Below are 19673 nucleotides of genomic sequence, written 5' to 3'. Positions count from 1 at the left end.
ATCGTATCAAAAAAAGACTTTCTCATATGCTGCCATGACCGGCCCCTTGGAGTCCATGCCACGACGCCGGTCTTAAGCCGATGGTAAGGAAACCGGCGTCATTCTGCCGGTCGGAGAATGGATTCGCGTGAGACAGGGCATGGACGGCACCGGCTTCGACGATCGTTTGGCGCGCGAACGCCGGGCGCGGCTGGCGGCTGAACGGCTGCTGGTCCAGAAGCAGGAAGAACTGTTCGCCGCCAATCGCAAGCTGGCCCAACAGGCGGACCGTCTGTCGGACCAGGTGATTGAGCAGCGGGAGGAGAACGCCGAACTGGTCGGCGAAACCACCCGCGCCCGCGCCGATCTGGAAGTGGCAACAGAAAAGGCGGAACGCGCTGAGCGGCGGCTGTGGGATTCTCTCGATATCATTGAGGATGGCTTTGCGATCTATGACCGGTCCGGCCGACTGGTCGCGGCCAACAGCGCCTTTCTCAACATCTTTGAAGGCATGGTCGAGGTCGGGCCGGGGGCCAGCTACGATTCCATCCTGCGGATCGCCGTGGACGAAGGGCTGGTCGATCTGGAAGGCGTGCATCCCGACGATTGGGTCGATGACATGACCGCCCGGTGGGAACAGGACCCGATCCCGCCGCGCACGGTCAAGCTGTGGAATGGCGGCTTCGTCAAGCTGGTCGACAAGCGCGCGCCAGATGGCGACATGGTCAGCCTGATGCTGAACATCACCGAAACGATCCGGCGGGAACGGGACCTGCGCGATGCCCGCGATCAGGCCGAGGCCGCGAACCGGGCCAAGTCGGCCTTTCTTGCCAATATGAGCCACGAGATCAGGACGCCGATGAATGGGGTCGTGGCCATGGCGGACCTGCTGCGGGAAACCGATCTGGACGAGGATCAGCGCCAATGCGCCGACACGATCCGCAATTCCGGCGAGGCGCTGCTGGAGATCATCAATGACGTGCTCGATCTTTCCAAGATTGAGGCTGACAAGCTGGTGCTGCATGCCGAGGCCTTCGATCTGGAGGATCTGATCCGCGAAATCTTCCGCCTGTTGCGCCCGTCCATTCAGGGGCGAGATCTGCAATTGCTGTTGGATTACGATATCTTCCTGCCTCAATCGCTTATGGGCGACCGGGGCCGGGTGCGACAAGTGCTGACCAACCTGATCGGGAATGCCGTCAAGTTTACCGACAGGGGCCATGTCCTTGTGCGCGTCATGGGCGAACCGGTGGAAAACGGTCAGGTCACGCTGGTGATCGCGGTGGAAGATACCGGCATCGGCATCGCGGCCGACAAACAGGCCCATGTCTTTGGCGAGTTCAACCAGGTCGAGGATCAGGCAAACCGGAAATACGAAGGCACCGGGCTTGGTCTGGCGATTACGCACCGGCTGGTGCGGATGATGGGCGGCGATATCTGGATCGATTCGGAGCTTGGGCAGGGTGCCACCTTCGCGTTCCGACTGACCCTGCCAGTGGCGGAAGGCGAAGTGCCCTGCCCGGTGCAGCCATTGCCCGCAGAGCTGTCAAAGGTTGTGCTGGTCGGCCCGGATACTGGCGCGCGGCGGCTGGTGGAACGCCAGTTCCTGAAGCTCAAGGCGGAGGTGCGGGCGGTGGACGAGGTGGCAGCGATCGGGAGGAGGCCCGACCTCGTGATTCTGACCGAAGAGGTCGGGGAGGAGCCACTGGAAGCACTTGCCTGCCCCGTCCTGCGATGCCTCTCTGATCGACGGGCCAACCCTGAGGCCCCGATTCCCGAAATCACGCTGGAAGCCCCCTTGCGAGATTTCCGGCAAGCGTTGATGGAAAAGGTGGCGCTGATATCGCAAGGACTACCTCCGCAGGATGCCCCGTCCGAGGACGCTCCGCGAAAGCTGCGCCTGCTGGCGGCAGAGGATAACAAGACCAACCAGATGATCTTTCGCAAGATGATCAAGGCGCTCGATCTAGAGCTGGAGCTTGCGAATAATGGTTGCGAGGCATGGGAAGCCTACCAGGCAGAACGGCCCGACCTGCTGTTCACCGATATCTCCATGCCTGAAATGGACGGGTTGGAACTGACCCGCCGGATCCGGGCGGATGAGGCGGCGAAAGGTCTGCCGCGATTGCCGATTGTTGCGATGACTGCCCATGCGATGGAGGATCATGAAGCGGAGATCGTGGCGGCGGGGGTGGATCACTACCTGACAAAACCGCTGAAAAAGGCCGAGATCATCGGCAAGTTGAATGCTTTGTCACCGGAGGGAGTATCGCCCCTGATGCAGGAGTAGGCATCAACCGGTTTCGCCGCCTGCCGGCGTCGACCCGTGAGCGGCCCTCCTCAATCCCCGGCTTGCGCCGGAGGCCTCGTCGGGCCGCGTTGCCACGAAAGCGTGGAAAGCGCGGTTCACTGGCCTTGATGAAGGGCAAGGCAGAGAGGGCAGGACGCCTCCGGCGGAGGTATTTTTGCCAAGATGAAAGCGCCAAGGGGGTGGTCTGGCCGACCGTAGGCCGGGGTTTTCGACTATGGTTTCCAGTCGGAAAGCGCGCCTGACAACCGGTACTCGCCGGTCACGATATCGCGCCGGTTGCGGATCGGGCCGTGGGCATAGGCGAGGGCTGCAGGGTGGCGTGCGTCCAGCACACCCAGGCCGCACAGAATGCGGGTGATGACCGCCTCCGATCCTCGCGTTGCCCCGTCTTCGATCTTCAGGGCGACGCCCATGCGCCGTTCCGGCACGATGGCGATGAACACCGCCTCGGCCCCGGTCTTGACCGATGCGCGGCCTGACATTGCACGCATCAGCGCAGTGCAGGATTTTCCCTCGCCCGCCACCAGAACCGGATGGGCCGCCATGGCGCGGGTCAGGCGGTGCATGGCGCGGTCGCGCGCATTGCCCGCACCGGTTGCGGCGGCGAAATGGCCCATGGCACGGGCCAGCCCGGTGACGGTGCAGGCAAAGTTGGGCGCGGAACAGCCGTCAATGCCATAGCCGGGGCTGGTTTCCCCGGTCACCTCCTCGAACGCGGATTTCACTGCCACCTGTACCGGGTGGTCGGGGTCCACATAGTCCGGCCCGGCCCCCAGATGCTTTGCCAGGGTCAGAAATCCTGAATGCTTGCCGGAACAATTGTTGTGGATCTGGCAGGGCGAGCTGTCGGTCTTGATCAGCGCGGTCCGTGCGTCAGGGTCACCCGGCATCTGTGGCCCACAGCGCAGGGCTTCTTCGGGGTCGATCCCCAGCCCGCCCAACCACGCACGCACCATATCCGTGTGGATCGCCGCCCCGTTATGGGACGCGCAGGACAGGGCCAGTTGCGCCTCTGACAATCCGAACGCCTCAGCCGCACCGCTTTCGATCAGGGGTAGCGCCTGGATCATCTTGCAGGATGACCGGGGCAGGATCACCGCGTCGGGGTCGCCCCAGCTGGCGACGATGCCGCCATCGGCGTCCCACACCACCGCATGACCGCGATGAACGCTTTCGCAGAACGGCCCCCTCCAGACCTCGACCAGTGTTTCCGCCTGAGCCATGCTGTTTTCCTCCTCCTGATCAGGGGTTCCGGCAATTTTCCGCTACCGGGGCTTTTCCCCTAAAGGATTTTCGGGTTAATCTCCGCTCGCAGTTAGAAGTGGGCGGGGTTTGAGCGCAAGACCTGATAAACAGGCCGAACCCCAAACCAGAGGCAGAGACGGCTGGAGGCTGGATCAAGATGAAGAACTGGGTTGCTGGATTGGTGATCGCGCTGGCGTTTTCGACGCCGTCGTTCGCCCAGGACACCGAGGAGTCCGAGAACCGCGTGAATGCGGAAACGGATTGGAGCGTGTTCGTCGAAGATGACCCGACACAATGCTGGGTCGTGTCCGCGCCGCGTGAAACCGTGAACACCCGCGACGGGCGCGTCGTCGCCGTGCGCCGGTCGGAGATTCTGCTGTTCGTCAGCTACTGGCCGTCCGAAAGCCGGATGGGCGAGGTTTCCTTTACCGGCGGTTATCCTTTCGCGGATGATTCCACCGTGACGATGGAAATCGGCAACTCGACCTTCGAACTGTTCACCGATGGTGAAATGGCCTGGGCCGCGTCCGAACAGGAAGACCAGCGCATCATCACAGCGATGAAGCGCGGATCCGAAGCGGTGCTGACCGCCAGGTCAGCGCGGGGCACGCAGACGGTCGATACCTTCTCTCTGCTTGGCTTCACCGCCGCGGTCGAGGATGCGGAAACCCGCTGCGGCGGCTGATTTTCTGCCAAGACAAGGTTTGCCTTGAGGGACGGATGCTTATATGTGTCCGCATTCCCTTCTCGGAGCTTTGACATGTCCGCCAGCGCCCCCATCACGCAGGATGTCCTGACCATTCCCCGCAAACTGCCCGACGGCCCCACCAATATCGTGGGTCTGACGCGGGATCAGTTGCGCGCGGCGCTGATCGCGGCGGGGACGCCGGAAAAGCAGGCCAAGATGCGCGTCAACCAGATCTGGCAGTGGGTCTATCACTGGGGCGCGCGCAGCTTTGACGAGATGACGAATCTCGCCAAAGGCTATCGCGCGCAACTGGCCGAACAGTTCGTGATCGAGGTGCCAGAGGTGGTCAGCCGCCATGTCAGCGCCGATGGCACCCGCAAATATCTGGTGCGGATCGCCGGTGGCCACGAGGTGGAGGTGGTCTATATCCCCGAAACCGACCGTGGGACGTTGTGCATCTCGTCCCAGGTGGGCTGCACGCTGACCTGTTCCTTCTGTCATACCGGCACGCAAAAGCTCGTGCGTAACCTGACGGCGGGGGAAATCGTCGGTCAGGTGATGGTGGCGCGCGACGATCTTGGCGAATGGCCGGAACCGGGTGAGGGCACGGGCGAAAATGGCCCGCGCCTTCTGTCCAACATCGTGCTGATGGGCATGGGTGAGCCGCTGTATAATTTCGACAATGTCCGCGATGCGATGAAGATCGCGATGGATCCCGAAGGTATTTCCCTGTCACGCCGCCGGATCACCTTGTCGACCTCGGGCGTGGTGCCAGAAATCGCCCGCACGGCAGAAGAGATCGGCTGCATGTTGGCCATTTCCTTCCATGCGACCGAAGATCAGACCCGCGACAAGCTGGTGCCGATCAACAAGCGCTGGCCGATTGCGGATCTGCTCGACGCGTTGCGCGCTTATCCGAAACTGTCGAACTCAGAGCGAATCACCTTTGAATATGTGATGCTTAAGGATGTGAACGACACGGATGAGGATGCCCGCAGGCTGGTGAAGCTGATCAAGGGCATCCCGGCCAAGATCAACCTGATCCCCTTCAACGAATGGCCCGGCGCGCCCTATGAGCGGTCGGACTGGGACCGGATCGAGAAGTTTGCCGACATCATCTACAAGGCGGGCTATGCCAGCCCCATTCGCACCCCGCGGGGCGAGGATATCATGGCCGCCTGCGGTCAGTTGAAATCCGCCACCGAACGCGCCCGGAAAAGCCGGGCCCAGATTGCGGCAGAGGCTGGATTGTCTGAATAATGCTTGGCTTTGCCGATGTCTGAACATGAAAAAGGCGGCCCGTGAAGGCCGCCTTTCTCTATTCTGAAGTCGATGACCGAATTAGTCAGCGATTGCAGCTGCGATCAGGATGATGGCCAGCAGGGGAACCAGGACGCCACCAGCGGAGGACGAGGTGTCTTCCACGATCACGACGGGTTCCAGAACGGGCTCAACGTAGCCGCCAGCAAAAGCGGAGGTGGCGGCAACGGACAGAGCGGCTGCGAGTGCGAGTTTTTTCATAGTATCCTCCAAGATACGCCCCAAAATTTTTCGCGCGGTATTACGCATAGCGGGGCACCCAAGACTGTACCTCGTAACTAGGTTTAAGCAGCAATGCCTTGGGATTGCAATGCCGGGAAATAGTCCCGAACCCCAAGATCGCCGATTTGTGGTCAAATTAGCAACACTTGCGTGCCAACACGGGCCAGTTCGAACAGATCGGCGATATGTTCGTTGTACAGCCCAATGCATCCGTTCGAACTGCGCCGCCCGATCTTGCGCGTATCATGGGTGCCGTGGATGCGATAATAGGTCCAGCTGAGATAGAGCGCATGGGTGCCAAGCGGGTTGTCGGGCCCCGGCGCCACGTATTCCGGCCATTCCGGATTGCGTTCGCGCATGGCGGGCGTCGGGCGCCAGTCTGGGCCTTCCACCTTGCGCACCACTCGGGTACGGCCGCGCCGTGTCAGATCCTCGGTTGCGGGAACAGACGTGGGATACAGGCGATAGACCGTCTCGGCCTCGTTCCAGTAATGCAGCGCGCGCGAGGTGATATCGACCAAAATCGCCCCGTTGTTAAGGTTGTCGAAATAGTCTTGCCATTCCAGCGTGCGAAAGCTGGAAATGTTGTGCCGGACGGTCTGGCTGACATCGCGCTCCAGCTCGGTGCTGCCTTCATAGGTGCTGTCCTGCGCCAGCGCCGGGGTTGCCAGAGTCGCGGCCGCCGCGCCAAGAAACAGGCGACGGTTCAGATCTGGGTTTTTCGGGTCGCTCATTGTCCGACCTCCGTAGGGAACTGCCTCTGGCGCGCAAAATAGCGGCTCTGGCCCGCTGCGTCCATTGATGGGCGGATCACAATGCGCAGAATTGCGCCTGTTGTGTTTGATCGGACGGGGCCAGGGCGCTATTGATCTAGGAAACACCACGAGTATCAGGCGCGAAATCTACCCATGCTCCGACGCACTTTTCTGATGACGACGGCCCTCGGCTCGCTTTCGGCCTGCATGGGCACGACCACCCCCCGGCTTGGGGCGGATGGGCGCCCGTTGCCAACGGTGTATCGAATCAACCCGCGGGACGAGGCCGAAATTCAGTTCCGGGTGCTGGACAGCGTGAACGCCCTGCGCCGCGCGGCAGGTGCCCCTGATCTGGCGCTGAACGCCGAGCTGAACGCCGCTGCCGCCACCCATTCGCGGGATATGAGCCTGCAGAATCGCCCCTGGCATTTCGGGTCGGACGGGTCCTCGCCCATCGACCGGGCACAGCGGGCGGGCTATCAGGGCCGGCTTCTGGGCGAAAACATCTCGGAAACCTACGAATCAGAGCTGGAAACCGTCGCCGCCTGGATGCAGCAGGCTGATACGCGCGACGTGATCACCGACCCCGATGCGCGTCATCTGGGCTTTGCCTTCTATCAGGAAGAGGCGGGCAAGATCTGGTGGACCGTGGTCACTGGCGATGGCGGCACCACCGGCCAGGGCCTGCCCGCGAATCGCAGCACCTGACGCTGCCTTACGGATAGATGTCGATGGGCGTGCCCAACCGCACCATCGAATAAACCTCACGCATCTCGCGGTTTGAAATGGCGATGCAGCCAGCGGTCCAGTCATCGCCGCGCCGAAACGGGTTCGGCGTGCCGTGGATGAAGATATCGCCGCCGGGACTTTCCCCAAGGGCCTCCGCCTCGGCGATATCCTCTTCGTTCGGGTAGGAAATGCCGATCGACAGGTAGAACTCGCTGTTCGGATTGCGCCGGTCGATGACATAGCTGCCTTCGGGTGTGCGCCCGTCGCCCTCCACCTGCTTGTCACCCTCGGGCGCAAATCCAAGCTCCATCTCATATGCGCGCAGCACCTCGTCATGATGCATCAGGATCAGCTGTCGGGCGCTTTTGTTGACGATGATCCGCGTCACCTCCGGCCCGTCATATGTGGGGAACCGGCTGCACCCGGTGACGGCGAGAACCGCCAGCAAGAGAATCGCCAAAAGACTGCGCATGGGTCTCGCCTCAAACCTGATTTGCGGCACCCTAGCAGAAGCCGCACGCCCCCGGAATCAGCCTTTCGCCTGCTCGGCGGCAAAGAGCGCATCGAGCCCCGCCCGATAGGTCGGATAGTGCAGCTTCACCCCAAGCTCCCGCTTCATCAGGCTGTTATCGACGCGCTTCGATTCCGCGTAGAAGCTGCGGGCCATGGGCGTCAGTTCGGCTTCCTCAAACGGCACGGCGGGGGGCAGATCGACGCCAAGCAATTCCGCCGCATAGGTCAGCACGTCCTGCGGCGGGGCAGGGTCGTCATCGCAGAGGTTGTAGATCGCACCGGGACGCGGGCGCTTCATCGAGGCCATCAGCGCCTGCGCGATATCCTCCACATGGATGCGGCTGAACACCTGCCCCTCCTTGATGATCCGCCGCGCCGTGCCGTTCCTGACCTTGGCGAACGGCCCACGCCCCGGCCCGTAGATGCCCGGCAGGCGAAAGATATGCAGCGGAAGGCCCTTCAGCCGGTATAGCTCGTTCCATTCCATCTCGGTCTGCACCCGCGCCCGACCGCGTTTCGTGGCGGGGGTCAGCGGCGCGGTTTCATCCACCCATCCGCCCTGATGGTCGCCGTAAACGCCGGTCGTGGACAGGTAGCCGACCCATTTGAAGCTGCCTGCCAGCTCCTCGAACACCGGGCGTAGGTGCTTCAGAACCGGGTCGGCCCCGTCCTCCGGTCCCGCCGTGATCAGCACATGGGTCGCCTTTTCCAGATCGGGGCGCATGTCAGTGCCGGGGAAAACGCGCGGATAGATCGAGGTCTTGCCCAGAATCTCGGCCTTCTGCGGGGATCGCGTGGTGCCAATGACGCTGCCCGCCGGATAGGGCCGCATTTCCCGCACCAGCGTGGCCGCCGAATAGCCCATGCCGAAGATCACCAGTTTCATTGCAACCTCTCCACCGCCCACCGGGCCGCATCGGCAACCGTCGGGTCTTCATCTTCTGTCAGGGCCTGCGCCGACGCCCTCAGCTCCGCGTCGCCACTGTTCCCAATCGCATAAAGCACATTGCGCACAAACCGCCCCCGCCCGATCCGCTTGATCGGCGACCCGCTGAACATGGCGCGAAACGCGGTGTCATCAAGTCCCGCAAGATCGGCCAGCTTCGGGCTTTGCAGGTCTGGTCGCCCGGCATAGCGCATCTCGGTCGCGGCGACGGCGAACTTGTTCCACGGACAGGCCGCAAGACAATCGTCACAGCCATAGATCCGGTTGCCCATCTTTTCGCGCAACTCCGGCTCCACCGGGCCGTGATGTTCAATGGTCAGGTAGGAAATGCAGCGCCGTGCATCCAGTTGGAACGGGGCCGGGAAAGCATTGGTCGGGCAGATATCCAGACAGGCGGTGCAGTTGCCGCAATGGTCACGCTCGGGCGTATCCGGTTCCAGCTCCACCGTGGTGAAGATCGAGCCAAGGAAAAACCAGTTCCCCAGGTCACGCGCCAGCAAGTTCGTATGCTTGCCTTGCCAGCCAAGCCCCGACGCCTGCCCAAGCGGTTTTTCCATTACCGGCGCGGTATCGACGAACACCTTCATCGCCTCACCCGGCACCTGATCCAGCAGCCAGCGACCCACCCGTTTCAGCCGTTTCTTGACCAGGTCGTGATAGTCACGGTTCTGCGCATAGACGCTGATCGTCGCGCAATCGCGCTGCTCCAGCGCCTCCAGCGGGTCGACCTCGGGCGTATAAGGTTCCGCCAGCATGATGACCGACCGCGCCTCGGGCCACAAAGCGGCGGGGTTTCCGCGCCAGGTCATCCGCTCGGCCATCCAGCCCATCTGGCCGTGCCGCCCGGCATCCACGAACGCAGCCAACCGCCCGGCAGCCTCCGGGATCGCATCCGGACGACACACACGCATCTTGGCGAAGCCCTCTTCCAGGGCCTTCGCCTCCAGCGCCGGTTTCAGCCCGGTCAAAAGTCCAGGTTCGCGTAGTGGGGTGGCTGGATGAAGCCGGGGATCTGGTCGGCCAGGATCGACCGGAAGGCCGGGCGCGACTTGATCTTGGCGTACCAGTCCTTGACCACCGCCGACCGGTTCCAATCCACGTCCGAGATATAATCGAGGCAGGACAGATGCGCCGCGGCGGTAAAATCGGCCAGTGTCAGACTGTCGCCCGCCAGCCAGCGGCGATGATCCAGCAGCCATGTCATGTAGTCGAGGTGAAACTTGATCTTCTGCGCGCCGGTCTTCACGGCCTTGCCATCGGGATAGCCCCCGCGCATCACCTTCTTGTTCACCCGTTCATAGACAAGGTTTGCCGTCACCTCGTGGTGGAACTTGTCATCGAACCAGAAGCACAGCCGCCGCACCTCGGCCCGCGCCTTGGCATCGCGCGGCATCAGCGCGGGTTCCGGATGAGTTTCTTCGATATACTCGCAGATCGCCTGGCTTTCGGTCAGCAGCATCCCGTCCATCTTCAGGATCGGCACCTTGGCCGCCGGGTTGCGGCGCAAGAATTCGCCCGAGGGTTCCCAGTAGCGTTCGTCGATCAGCTCCACGTCGATCTTCTTCTCGGCCAGAACCAGCCGGACCTTGCGGCAGAAGGGGGAGAGGGCGAAGTGGTAGAGGCGGGTCATGATCTGCTCTTTTTTGGTTTATCCCCTCTCTTTGCCTTGGGACGAGGCCAATTTCAACGCGCAAAACAGGCGTCTCGCCCATCCGCGCGTATCGTTGCCGCCCCATCGGCGATCCGCGCGGCCCGTTCGCGCAGCGCCGCTGTGGGGGAAGACGCCGACCGTTCGCGCGGGTTCGGCAGAACGGCGGCCAGCCGCGCGGCCTGCGTCGGGTTCAGATCGGCGGCAGAGATGCCGAAATAGTGCTGCGCGGCGGCCTCGGCCCCGAAGATGCCCTCGTCGAACTCGACGATGTTGAGGTAAACCTCCAGCACCCGGCGCTTTGTCCAGATCAGTTCCATTACCGGGGTCATCACCCCCTCCAGCGCCTTCCGCGCCCAGGACCGGCCCTGCCAGAGAAACGCGTTCTTCACGACCTGCTGGCTGATCGTGGACCCGCCACGCGACATGCCTTCCGCAATCGCGGCGCGAATGGCGTCCATGTCGAAACCCGCATGAAGGCAGAAATTCGCGTCCTCGGCGGCCACCACGGCCCGCGCCAGATGCGGAGAGATGTCCTCCATCGGTCGCCACACCTGTTCCACCCCGTCGCCAAGCCTGCGCCCCTCGCTCAGCATATAGGGCGTTGTCGGCGGTGCCACGACGGCATAAAGCGCGATCCAGGCAGTGCCCAGAACCACGACCAGGGCGGTGCCCCGAAACAGCCAGCGCAGCACGAACCGCAGCAGCGGTCGCCGTTTCGCTTTGCGTGGTGTCCGGGCCAAATTGCGCCTCCTGCCTTCTTCTTGGTTCAAGTACTCCCGCCGGAGGCGTCCGCGCTCTCCCTGCGCGCGACGATCCTTTCAAAAGCAGGGCGGGATCAGCCCCTGTCCAGCACCTCATGCACCCGTTCCGGCGGACGGCAGATTGCCGCCTGATCGCCCGCCACCACGATGGGCCGCTCCACCAGCACCGGATGGGCGATCATTGCGGCCAGGATCGTGGCGTCATCGGCCTTGGCCAGCCCAAGCTCCGGCGCCGGGTCCTGTTTCACGCGCAACGCCGCGCGCGGGCCGATGCCGGCCTTGTTGAACAGGTCGGTCAACAGCGCCTCGGTCCAGCCGGTCTTGAGGTATTCGACCACCGCAGGCTCCACCCCTCTGGCGCGAATCAGCTCTAACGTCTGGCGCGACTTGCTGCACCTGGGGTTGTGGTAGATCGTAACGCTCATCTTCGGCCTCCGCTTCGGTCCTGCGCACCGTAAGCGGGAAGCAACCGGTTGAAAACCTGTCATGAAAATGTGGCTTGAAGCCGGAAAAAACCGGTGCCAGATTGGAGCATGGAAAAACAATCATCATTCAAATCATGGGCCGACTCTGCGGCCCGGCTTGTGGCCGTTGCGGCCGGGCGGGAACCAGCCGATCTGGTTTTGCGCAATCTGAAACTCGTGAATGTCCAAAGCCGGGAGGTTCTGGACGGCTGGCAGGTGGCGGTGGCTGACGGCCGCTTCGCCTATGTCGGCCCCGATGCCGGCCATTGCATCGGCGAGGGCACCGAACTGGTCGATGGCGAAGGCCGCTACCTGATCCCCGGCCTTTGCGACGGTCACATGCATATCGAATCGGGCATGCTGACGCCTGCGGAATTCGCCCGCGCGGTCATCCCCCACGGCACCACAACCATGTTCACCGATCCCCATGAGATCGCCAATGTCATGGGGCTGGAAGGCGTGCGCCTGATGCATGACGAAGCGCTTTTGCAGCCCGTCAATATCTACACCCAGATGCCCTCCTGCGCGCCGTCGGCGCCGGGGCTGGAAACCACGGGCTATGAAATCGGCCCCGATGATGTGGCCGAGGCGATGACATGGCCGGGCATCATCGGGCTGGGCGAGATGATGAACTTCCCCGGTGTGGTGAATGGCGACCCGCAGATGCTGGCGGAGATGGCGGCCACCATGCAGGCGGGCAAGACCGTGGGCGGCCACTACGCCAGCCCCGACCGTGGCCCCGCCTTCCACGCCTATGCGGCGGGCGGGCCTGCGGACGATCACGAAGGCACCCGCGAAAGCGACGCGATTGACCGGGTGCGGCAAGGGATGCGGTCGATGCTGCGGCTCGGCTCCGCCTGGTATGACGTGGAAAGCCAGATCACGGCGGTCACGGAAAAGGGGCTCGACCCGCGCAATTTCATCCTTTGCACCGACGATTGCCATTCGGGAACGCTGGTCCATGAGGGGCACATGAACCGGGTGCTGCGCCACGCCATCGCCTGCGGCTGCGATCCGCTGGTGGCGCTGCAAATGTGCACCGTGAACACCGCCACCCATTTCGGATTGGAGCGTGAACTGGGCTCCATCGCGCCGGGCCGCCGGGCCGACATGATCCTGACAAGTGACCTGCGCGACCTGCCGATCGAGGTCGTCTATGGACGCGGCGTGAAACTGGCCGAGAACGGGGTGATCCTAACCGATTGCCCGCATCTCGACTGGCCCGCCAAGGCGCGCAACACCGTGCATCTGGGCAAGGATCTGACCGCGCAGGATTTCGAGATCGAGGCCCCCAAGGGCGCCAATTCCGCCCATGTGAAGGTGATCGGCGTCGTCGAAAACCAGGCCCCGACCGAGGCGCTGACCGCCGAATTGCCCGTGGTCAACGGGCTGGTCGAGGGCGAAGGCGATGTCTGCCAGATCGCCCTTGTCGAACGCCACCGGGCCACTGGCGGTGTGGTCAACGCCTTCGTGTCCGGCTTCGGCTACAAGGGCCCGATGGCCATGGCCTCCACCGTGGCCCATGACAGCCACCACATGATCGTGGTGGGCACCGACCGGGACAACATGGCCAAGGCCGCGATGCGGCTGGCGGAGGTCGGCGGTGGCGTCACCGTCTTCAAGGATGGCGAGGAACTGGCGCTGGTGGAACTGCCGATTGCCGGGTTGATGAGCGACGATCTCGCCAGCCGCGTGGCGGACAAGGCGCAAGGCATCGTCAAGGCAATGGAAACCTGCGGCTGTACGCTCAACAACGCCTATATGCAGCATTCGCTTCTGGCGCTCGTGGTCATTCCCAGCCTCAGAATCTCCGATCTCGGGCTTGTGGATGTGACCACGTTCGAGCTGACCTCTCTTTTCGTGGAGGGCGACCAATGACCCCCGTTTCTCAGCAACTCCCCCTTGAAACCCCGCAAGAGGCCGAACCGCGGTATTTCACGGATCCGAGTGAGGCGGTGGACTATCTGCAAAAGCTCTATGCGGACGCTACAAGCTTCCTTCAGGCCCGGTTTTCCGAGGTGGTCGAAGCGGGCATGCCCGACCGCCGCTACCGCGCTTTTTACCCGGAAATCCGCATCACGACGACCAGCTACGGTCATGTCGACAGCCGCCTGTCCTTTGGGCACGTCGCTGAACCCGGCACCTATGCCACCACGGTCACGCGGCCCGATCTGTTCGAACACTACCTGACCCAGCAGATCAAACTGCTGATCGACAATCACGGTGTGCCGGTTTGTGTCTGCGTCTCTCAAACGCCGATCCCGGTGCATTTCGCGGTCCTGAACGACGCCGACATCCAGATCCCCCATGACGGGGCCATGGCCTTTCCGCTGCGCGATGTCTTCGATGTGCCCGATCTGGGCACCACAAATGACGACATCGTCAACGGCTACGGCTTCAAGAACGAGGACGGATCGGGCGCGCTGGCCCCCTTTACCGCGCAGCGGGTGGATTATTCGCTGGCGCGGCTGTCGCATTACACCGCGACGGGGCCGGAGCATTTCCAGAACCATGTTCTGTTCACCAACTACCAGTTCTATGTCGAGGAATTCGTGGCCTATGGCCGACAGATGCTGGCGGATGCAGATAGTGGCTACAGCGCGCTGGTAGGGCCGGGAAATGACGTGATCACCTCGCCCGATCAGCAGCTGAACACGCCCGCCAAGCTGCCGCAGATGCCGACCTATCACCTGAAACGCAAGGGCGGTGGCGGCATCACGCTGGTCAATATCGGGGTGGGTCCGTCCAACGCCAAGACCGCGACCGACCATATTGCCGTGCTGCGCCCGCATGTCTGGCTGATGGTGGGGCATTGCGCGGGGCTGCGGAACTCCCAAAGTCTTGGCGATTTCGTCCTCGCCCACGCCTATCTGCGCGAAGATCACGTGTTGGACGACGATCTGCCTGTGTGGGTTCCCATCCCGGCACTGGCCGAGGTTCAGATCGCGCTGGAAGGCGCGGTTGCGGATGTGGCCGAAGTGTCCGGGTTCGAGCTGAAGAAGATCATGCGCACCGGCACCGTTGCCACCATCGACAACCGCAACTGGGAGTTGCGCGACCAGTCCGGCCCGGTGCATCGTCTGTCCCAGTCCCGCGCCATCGCGCTGGACATGGAAAGCGCCACCATCGCCGCCAACGGATTCCGCTTCCGAGTGCCCTATGGCACGCTTCTATGTGTCTCGGACAAACCCCTACATGGCGAGTTGAAACTGCCCGGAATGGCCAGCGCCTTCTACAAAACACAGGTCTCGCGGCATCTGTTGATCGGGATCCGGGCCATGGAAACGCTGCGGGAAATGCCGCTGGAACGGCTCCACAGCCGGAAATTGCGCAGTTTCGAGGAGACGGCCTTCCTGTGACGCCGGGGAAATTGCCCCAAAATGCCTGTTTTTTGAGGAAATGGCACACTAGTCATTGTGTGCGCCTACAATATTCGGATAGCTTTCACGCAACGAGCCCTAAGGGTTCGGGCAGTTAAGGAGAACAGAACATGGCACAGAAGCCCATGACCAAGACCCAGCTCGTCGCAGCCCTCGCCGAAGAGATGGGCAGCGACAAGAAAGCTGCTTCCGCAGCACTCGACGCGGTGACCGCCGTTGTGTCCAAGGAAGTCGCCGCTGGCGGCGCCGTGACTCTTCCGGGCATCGGTAAAGTGTATTGCCGTGAGCGCCCCGAGCGTATGGTGCGTAACCCTGCAACGGGTGAGCAGATCAAGAAAGAGGCCGACAAGGTGGTAAAAGTCACCATCGCGAAGGCTCTGAAGGACAGTGTCAACGGCTGATTGCCGGACCGTTCCAACAGAATTGGGCCGCCCCTGGGGCGGCCCTTTTTCGTGTCAGCCATTCGCCGCCATCAATTCCGCATCATAAGCCAGTGCTGCCTGCATGGCCGGGCGATTTGTGCAGCGCGCCACCCATCCCTGGATATCGGGAATTTCCGGCATCAGTTGCGGCAAGGTGCTGAAGGTCGAGGCGATGATCAGGTCGGCAATTGTGAAGTCTTCGCCCATCAGATAGCTGTTCCCCTTCAGCGCGCCGGCCAGCCGTTTCGTGGCCTCGGGCATATCGCGGAACGTGGTGGTCAGCACCGGGTGCTCCAGCTCGCACAGGGACAGCACGATCACCGGTTCCAGAACGCCGCTATACCATGACAGCCAGCTCAGGAACGGGCCGCGATCCGCTGCGCCGACGGGGCGGGCTAACCCGGCCTCTGGCGCCAGTTCCGCCAGATACAGCGCGATGGCCACCGATTCCCGGATCATCGCACCGTCATGCATCAGCAGCGGCACCTTGCCCTCTGGATGCGGGTTCTTCGGGTCGCGCCCGCCGCTGCCATCCGGGCGAGTAACGGTCACCGGTTCGATTTGAACCCGATCCTGAAGGCCAAGGTCATGGATCAGCGCAACGATCCGCGTCGAGCGGCTGAAAGGGGCGTGGTAAAGCGTCAGCAAGGCAGAGGTCCTTTGTCTTGAGTTGTTGAATGACCCGTATATGCTCCCCCCATCCTGTCAGTTTCCGTCAGGAGCGTCATGCCCCGCACCGACCGCCTCTTTCGCCTGCTGCATCTGCTGCGCAGCCTGCCCCCGCCCGTCACCGCCGCGCGGCTGGCTGAGGAAACAGGCGTCTCTGAGCGCACACTCTACCGTGACATCGACAGCCTGCGCGCGGCAGGCGCGCTGATCGACGGTGAGGCGGGCTATGGCTACCGGCTGACCGAAGATCCCGCCGTGCCCCCACAGATGTTCGATCGGCACGAGGTCGAGGCGCTGGTTCTGGGCCTGTCCGAGGTCAGCGCGACGGGTGACACTGCGCTGGCCGAAGCCGCTGACCGCGCGCTTGCCAAGATCACCGCCCGCCTGCCGGAACGGGTCGCGCAGCAGGCCGCCCACGCGGTCAGCATGGTCTACCGGTTCCGCCCCTCCGCCCGCGCATCGGAATTGCTGGAACCGCTGCGTCAGGCGTCGTGGCAGGAACGCGCGGTCGACATCACCTACCGCGATCGGTTGGGCGCCCGAACGCGCCGCCGTATCTGGCCGCTATCGGTCATCTTCCTCGAACAACGCCAGTTCGTCCTTGCATGGTGCTGCCTGCGGCAGGGGTTTCGCAAGTTCGACCCCGAACAGATCGAAACCCTGACAGACACCGAGGACTCCTTCCGCCCGCACCGGGTGCCGCTGTTGCGCGACTATGTCGACCAGCTGCGGAATGGGGGCTGACCTTTCCCGCGCCGCAGGCTATGGCGGTTAACAGGGCAAGAAACGGAGACACGGCATGGATCTGCGCGCAATCGGCATGGGGCTGGCTTTCGCCCTGATCTGGTCCTCGGCCTTTTCGTCCGCCCGTATCATCGTTGCCGCCGCGCCACCGATTGCCTCGCTTGCCCTGCGCTTTGCCATTTCCGGGGCCGTCGGCGTGATCCTTGCGCGGATGTTCGGTCAGAACTGGAACCTCAGCCGCGCCCAATGGCGGTCGGTCATCATCTTCGGCATCTGCCAGAATGCGCTCTATCTGGGCCTCAATTTCGTGGCGATGCAGTGGATCGAGGCCTCTCTGGCCGCGATCATCGCATCCTCCATGCCGCTCATCGTAGCGGCTGCAAACTGGGTCATCTTCCGCGAAAAGCTGCCGGTTATGGGTGTCCTCGGCCTGATGGCAGGGTTCGGTGGCGTGGCCCTGATCATGACGCAGCGCCTTGGCGGCGGCGTCGATCCGCTTGGCGTCACGCTCTGCCTGATCGGTGCCGCTGCGCTGGCGGTGGCGACGCTGACCGTGCGCGGCGCGTCATCCTCTTCGGGCAGCGCCGGGGTGCTGATGATCGTGGGCTTACAGATGCTGGTGGGCTCTGCCGTGCTGCTTCCCTTCGCGGTGATCTTCGAGACCTGGGAGGTGCAATGGTCTTGGCAATTAGCAGCGGCCTTCACCTACACCGTCTTTGCCCCCGGTCTTCTGGCCACGTGGATCTGGTTTCTGCTGGTGCAGCGAATCGGGGCCACGCGGGGTGCGACCTTCCACTTCCTCAACCCGTTCTTCGGCGTGGCCATCGCGGCGGCGATCCTTGGCGAACGCCTGGGTTGGGTCGATATCCTCGGCGTCACCATCATCGCCGCGGGCATCCTTGCAGTGCAACTGGCCCGCGCCGCCCGCTGACGCCACTGTGATGCCCGCTCACGCAGGCGTCAGATGACATTACAGCGCGTCCGCGCCAGAAAAGGCGCATGTTGGAACTTGTCTTTGCCTATGGCGCGGGTCTTCTGACCCTCATCAACCCCTGCGTTCTGCCGGTGCTGCCCATCGTGCTGGCGGGATCCTTGCAGGCCAGCCGCTTTGGCCCGCTGGCGCTGGCCGGGGGGATGAGCCTGTCTTTCGTGGCGCTCGGCCTGACCGTCGCACTGGCCGGAAGGGCCGTTGGCATTGATGAACAAGCCATAGGACAGGCGGGCGCTGTACTGATGATCGCCTTTGGCCTTGTCCTGCTGATCCCCCGCTTTTCCGCCGCCTTCGCCACTGCAACGGCGGGCGTGTCATCGGGCGCGGATAGCCAGATGATGGCGCTGAACGGCCGCGACGGCTGGCAAGGGCAGGCCATTGGCGGTGCGCTGCTTGGCGCGGTCTGGTCGCCTTGCGTTGGCCCAACCCTCGGTGGCGCCATCGCGCTGGCCAGTGCCGGTGAACAGATCGGCCGCGCGGCGGCGATCATGGTGTTCTTTGCCCTCGGCGTATCCACCATCATCCTCGCGCTCGGCTATGGCGCACGGTCTTTCTTCCAGCGCCGCCGGGCGCTGATGCAGGCCATCGCCGAACGATCCCGCCCGCTGCTTGGCGGCATCTTCATCCTTGTCGGCACCGCGATCCTGCTGCGCTGGCACCACGTCATTGAAAACTGGCTGCTCGATGTCCTGCCCTATTGGCTGCAGGATCTCTCGGTAGCCCTGTAAGGGAGAAACCTGATGAACCGACGCGACCTGATGATCATGGGCGGGGCCACGCTGTTGCTGGCGGGCCGTGCCGGGGCCACCAATATCGACTACACGCCGGGTCTGGTGCAGCAGCGCCTTGCCGCCGGTGAAACGCTGTTCGTCGATTTCTTCGCGCCCTGGTGTGGGACCTGCCGCACCCAGGAACGCCATGTCGAGGCGCTCCGCTCCGAAAATCCGGCCTATGACTCCGCAATGTCCTTCATCCGCGTGGACTGGGATACCTATGGGCGAGGCGAACTGGCCCAAAGCCTGCAGATTCCGCGGCGGTCCACTCTGGTCGTGCTGCGGGGCGACGCCGAACTGGGCCGCATCGTTGCAGGCACCAGCCGGTCCGCGATTCAGTCACTGATGGATCTGGGGCTCAGCTGACCCGTCTCAGACGTCAGAGGGGTCGTTGGTCGATGTCACGGCGACATTGTCCACGGCCCAGCTTTCGTCAGCAACGCCTTGGTTCAGGGTAGACCCGAAGCCGACACTCATCGACGGGCCGGGGTCGGTCACTTCCACGCGGACGGTAAAGCTCTGATCGACCCAATCGGAACTATAGCCGATATGCCCACGGTCACCGGCAGGCTCGATCGAGATGTTGTAGTTCCCATCCGAGGTGGTCCAGCTATCCGTCACCCCGTCGGATTGCCAATTGAAGCTGTGGGAACTGATCGGGTTGCCATCCACGAACATGATGAATTCTTCATTGTCCCAGCTGTCGATGGCATGCAGATCGAACTCGATCACCGCATTGTCGTAGCCCGACATCAGGTCATAGGTCCGGGTCACGATCTCGGCCCCGCTACTGCCACCATAGGGGCCCAGAAGCCCGCCATAGGCCGCCTCAGAGGCATCGGTAACGCCGCCAAACCAGAACCCTGCACCGTTCTCGAAATCATCAAAATAGCTCTGCCGTGCAAAGCTGGAATTGACGATATTGCCGCGCAGGGCCGCGTCGATGTCACTGGCCAGATTCTCGATTCCCGTCGACGTGGAATTCAGCACAGCAATGCCAACCCCCACGACGCCCGCGCTCAGCACCACGTAATCCGTGGTCACAGCGCCGGACTCCGAAAAAATGAACTTTTTCAGCATTTGCTGAGCTCCAATGACATGCCCCGAACA

22 protein-coding genes are annotated in these 19673 nt (G+C 62.9%); 11 read left to right on the top strand and 11 right to left on the bottom strand.

The window, feature by feature from the left end:
* Positions 1 to 139: 139 nt before the first annotated feature.
* A complete protein-coding gene (locus EP237_RS19240) occupies positions 140 to 2269 on the top strand; it encodes an ATP-binding protein (protein ID WP_127562520.1) in 2130 nt (709 codons plus the stop codon).
* 233 nt (positions 2270 to 2502) lie between these two features.
* On the opposite strand, the gene EP237_RS19235 is transcribed toward EP237_RS19240, so the two are convergent.
* The gene (locus tag EP237_RS19235) at positions 2503 to 3513 is read right to left on the bottom strand and encodes an asparaginase (RefSeq protein WP_127562508.1); all 1011 of its coding nucleotides are present in this window, start codon (positions 3511 to 3513) and stop codon (positions 2503 to 2505) included.
* A 179-nt stretch (positions 3514 to 3692) separates the two neighbouring features.
* On the opposite strand from EP237_RS19235, the gene EP237_RS19230 reads away from it, so the two are divergent.
* Together EP237_RS19230 and rlmN are read left to right on the top strand one after the other, a co-directional pair.
* A complete protein-coding gene (locus tag EP237_RS19230) occupies positions 3693 to 4220 on the top strand; it encodes an invasion associated locus B family protein (RefSeq protein ID WP_127562507.1) in 528 nt (175 codons plus the stop codon).
* A 75-nt stretch (positions 4221 to 4295) separates the two neighbouring features.
* Positions 4296 to 5483, top strand: coding sequence for a dual-specificity RNA methyltransferase RlmN (gene rlmN, locus EP237_RS19225; RefSeq protein ID WP_127562506.1), 1188 nt, complete (start codon positions 4296 to 4298; stop codon positions 5481 to 5483).
* Positions 5484 to 5564: 81 nt separating this feature from the next.
* On the opposite strand, the gene EP237_RS19220 is transcribed toward rlmN, so the two are convergent.
* Complete coding sequence (locus EP237_RS19220; RefSeq protein ID WP_071691191.1) at positions 5565 to 5744, bottom strand: hypothetical protein; 180 nt, start codon at positions 5742 to 5744, stop codon at positions 5565 to 5567.
* Between the two features lie 152 nt (positions 5745 to 5896).
* Positions 5897 to 6499, bottom strand: a complete 603-nt coding sequence (locus EP237_RS19215; RefSeq protein ID WP_127562505.1) for a L,D-transpeptidase — start codon at positions 6497 to 6499, stop codon at positions 5897 to 5899.
* A gap of 174 nt (positions 6500 to 6673) precedes the next feature.
* Here EP237_RS19215 and dalA point away from each other — a divergent pair, with 174 nt between their 5' ends.
* On the top strand, positions 6674 to 7228 hold the full coding sequence (dalA, locus tag EP237_RS19210; protein ID WP_127562504.1) for a divisome-associated lipoprotein DalA: 555 nt from the start codon (positions 6674 to 6676) through the stop codon (positions 7226 to 7228).
* Between the two features lie 7 nt (positions 7229 to 7235).
* Here dalA and EP237_RS19205 read toward each other — a convergent pair whose 3' ends face one another.
* From EP237_RS19205 to arsC, 6 genes are all read right to left on the bottom strand, one after another.
* Positions 7236 to 7721: a L,D-transpeptidase family protein gene (locus tag EP237_RS19205; RefSeq protein WP_127562503.1), complete on the bottom strand. Its 486-nt coding sequence runs from the start codon at positions 7719 to 7721 to the stop codon at positions 7236 to 7238.
* A 57-nt stretch (positions 7722 to 7778) separates the two neighbouring features.
* Entirely contained in the window at positions 7779 to 8648 is an 870-nt protein-coding gene (locus EP237_RS19200; protein ID WP_127562502.1) for an SDR family oxidoreductase, read from the bottom strand.
* A complete protein-coding gene (queG, locus tag EP237_RS19195; protein WP_420812538.1) occupies positions 8645 to 9667 on the bottom strand; it encodes a tRNA epoxyqueuosine(34) reductase QueG in 1023 nt (340 codons plus the stop codon). The genes EP237_RS19200 and queG overlap by 4 nt, the downstream gene beginning before the upstream one ends.
* A gap of 5 nt (positions 9668 to 9672) precedes the next feature.
* Positions 9673 to 10338, bottom strand: coding sequence for an FtsZ-binding protein FzlA (gene fzlA, locus EP237_RS19190; protein WP_127562500.1), 666 nt, complete (start codon positions 10336 to 10338; stop codon positions 9673 to 9675).
* A 53-nt stretch (positions 10339 to 10391) separates the two neighbouring features.
* A complete protein-coding gene (gene mtgA / locus EP237_RS19185; RefSeq protein WP_240661697.1) occupies positions 10392 to 11099 on the bottom strand; it encodes a monofunctional biosynthetic peptidoglycan transglycosylase in 708 nt (235 codons plus the stop codon).
* A gap of 95 nt (positions 11100 to 11194) precedes the next feature.
* Positions 11195 to 11545: an arsenate reductase (glutaredoxin) gene (arsC, locus tag EP237_RS19180; RefSeq protein WP_127562498.1), complete on the bottom strand. Its 351-nt coding sequence runs from the start codon at positions 11543 to 11545 to the stop codon at positions 11195 to 11197.
* A 108-nt stretch (positions 11546 to 11653) separates the two neighbouring features.
* On the opposite strand from arsC, the gene ade reads away from it, so the two are divergent.
* The 3 genes from ade to EP237_RS19165 all read left to right on the top strand — a co-directional run bounded on the left by ade (position 11654) and on the right by EP237_RS19165 (position 15365).
* Positions 11654 to 13462 (top strand): adenine deaminase, encoded by a 1809-nt coding sequence (gene ade / locus EP237_RS19175; protein WP_127562497.1) that lies wholly within the window; start codon positions 11654 to 11656, stop codon positions 13460 to 13462.
* Complete coding sequence (locus EP237_RS19170; protein ID WP_127562496.1) at positions 13459 to 14943, top strand: AMP nucleosidase; 1485 nt, start codon at positions 13459 to 13461, stop codon at positions 14941 to 14943. The genes ade and EP237_RS19170 overlap by 4 nt, the downstream gene beginning before the upstream one ends.
* Positions 14944 to 15074: 131 nt before the next feature.
* Positions 15075 to 15365, top strand: coding sequence for an HU family DNA-binding protein (locus tag EP237_RS19165; RefSeq protein ID WP_071691181.1), 291 nt, complete (start codon positions 15075 to 15077; stop codon positions 15363 to 15365).
* 54 nt (positions 15366 to 15419) lie between these two features.
* On the opposite strand, the gene EP237_RS19160 is transcribed toward EP237_RS19165, so the two are convergent.
* Entirely contained in the window at positions 15420 to 16034 is a 615-nt protein-coding gene (locus EP237_RS19160) for a glutathione S-transferase family protein (RefSeq protein ID WP_127562495.1), read from the bottom strand.
* Between the two features lie 78 nt (positions 16035 to 16112).
* On the opposite strand from EP237_RS19160, the gene EP237_RS19155 reads away from it, so the two are divergent.
* The 4 genes from EP237_RS19155 to EP237_RS19140 all read left to right on the top strand — a co-directional run bounded on the left by EP237_RS19155 (position 16113) and on the right by EP237_RS19140 (position 18929).
* Entirely contained in the window at positions 16113 to 16799 is a 687-nt protein-coding gene (locus EP237_RS19155) for a helix-turn-helix transcriptional regulator (RefSeq protein ID WP_127562494.1), read from the top strand.
* A 55-nt stretch (positions 16800 to 16854) separates the two neighbouring features.
* On the top strand, positions 16855 to 17730 hold the full coding sequence (locus tag EP237_RS19150) for a DMT family transporter (protein ID WP_127562493.1): 876 nt from the start codon (positions 16855 to 16857) through the stop codon (positions 17728 to 17730).
* A 68-nt stretch (positions 17731 to 17798) separates the two neighbouring features.
* Positions 17799 to 18518, top strand: a complete 720-nt coding sequence (locus EP237_RS19145) for a cytochrome c biogenesis CcdA family protein (protein WP_338068193.1) — start codon at positions 17799 to 17801, stop codon at positions 18516 to 18518.
* Positions 18519 to 18530: 12 nt separating this feature from the next.
* Positions 18531 to 18929 carry a thioredoxin family protein gene (locus EP237_RS19140; RefSeq protein WP_127562492.1) on the top strand — a complete coding sequence of 133 codons (399 nt, stop codon included), beginning with the start codon at positions 18531 to 18533 and terminating at the stop codon, positions 18927 to 18929.
* 6 nt (positions 18930 to 18935) lie between these two features.
* Here EP237_RS19140 and EP237_RS23585 read toward each other — a convergent pair whose 3' ends face one another.
* Positions 18936 to 19643: a hypothetical protein gene (locus EP237_RS23585; RefSeq protein ID WP_127562491.1), complete on the bottom strand. Its 708-nt coding sequence runs from the start codon at positions 19641 to 19643 to the stop codon at positions 18936 to 18938.
* Positions 19644 to 19673 lie beyond the last annotated feature (30 nt).

The sequence above is a fragment of the Nioella ostreopsis genome (assembly GCF_004000255.1).
GTDB lineage: Bacteria > Pseudomonadota > Alphaproteobacteria > Rhodobacterales > Rhodobacteraceae > Nioella > Nioella ostreopsis.
This window is presented reverse-complemented; position numbering and strand designations above follow the sequence as displayed.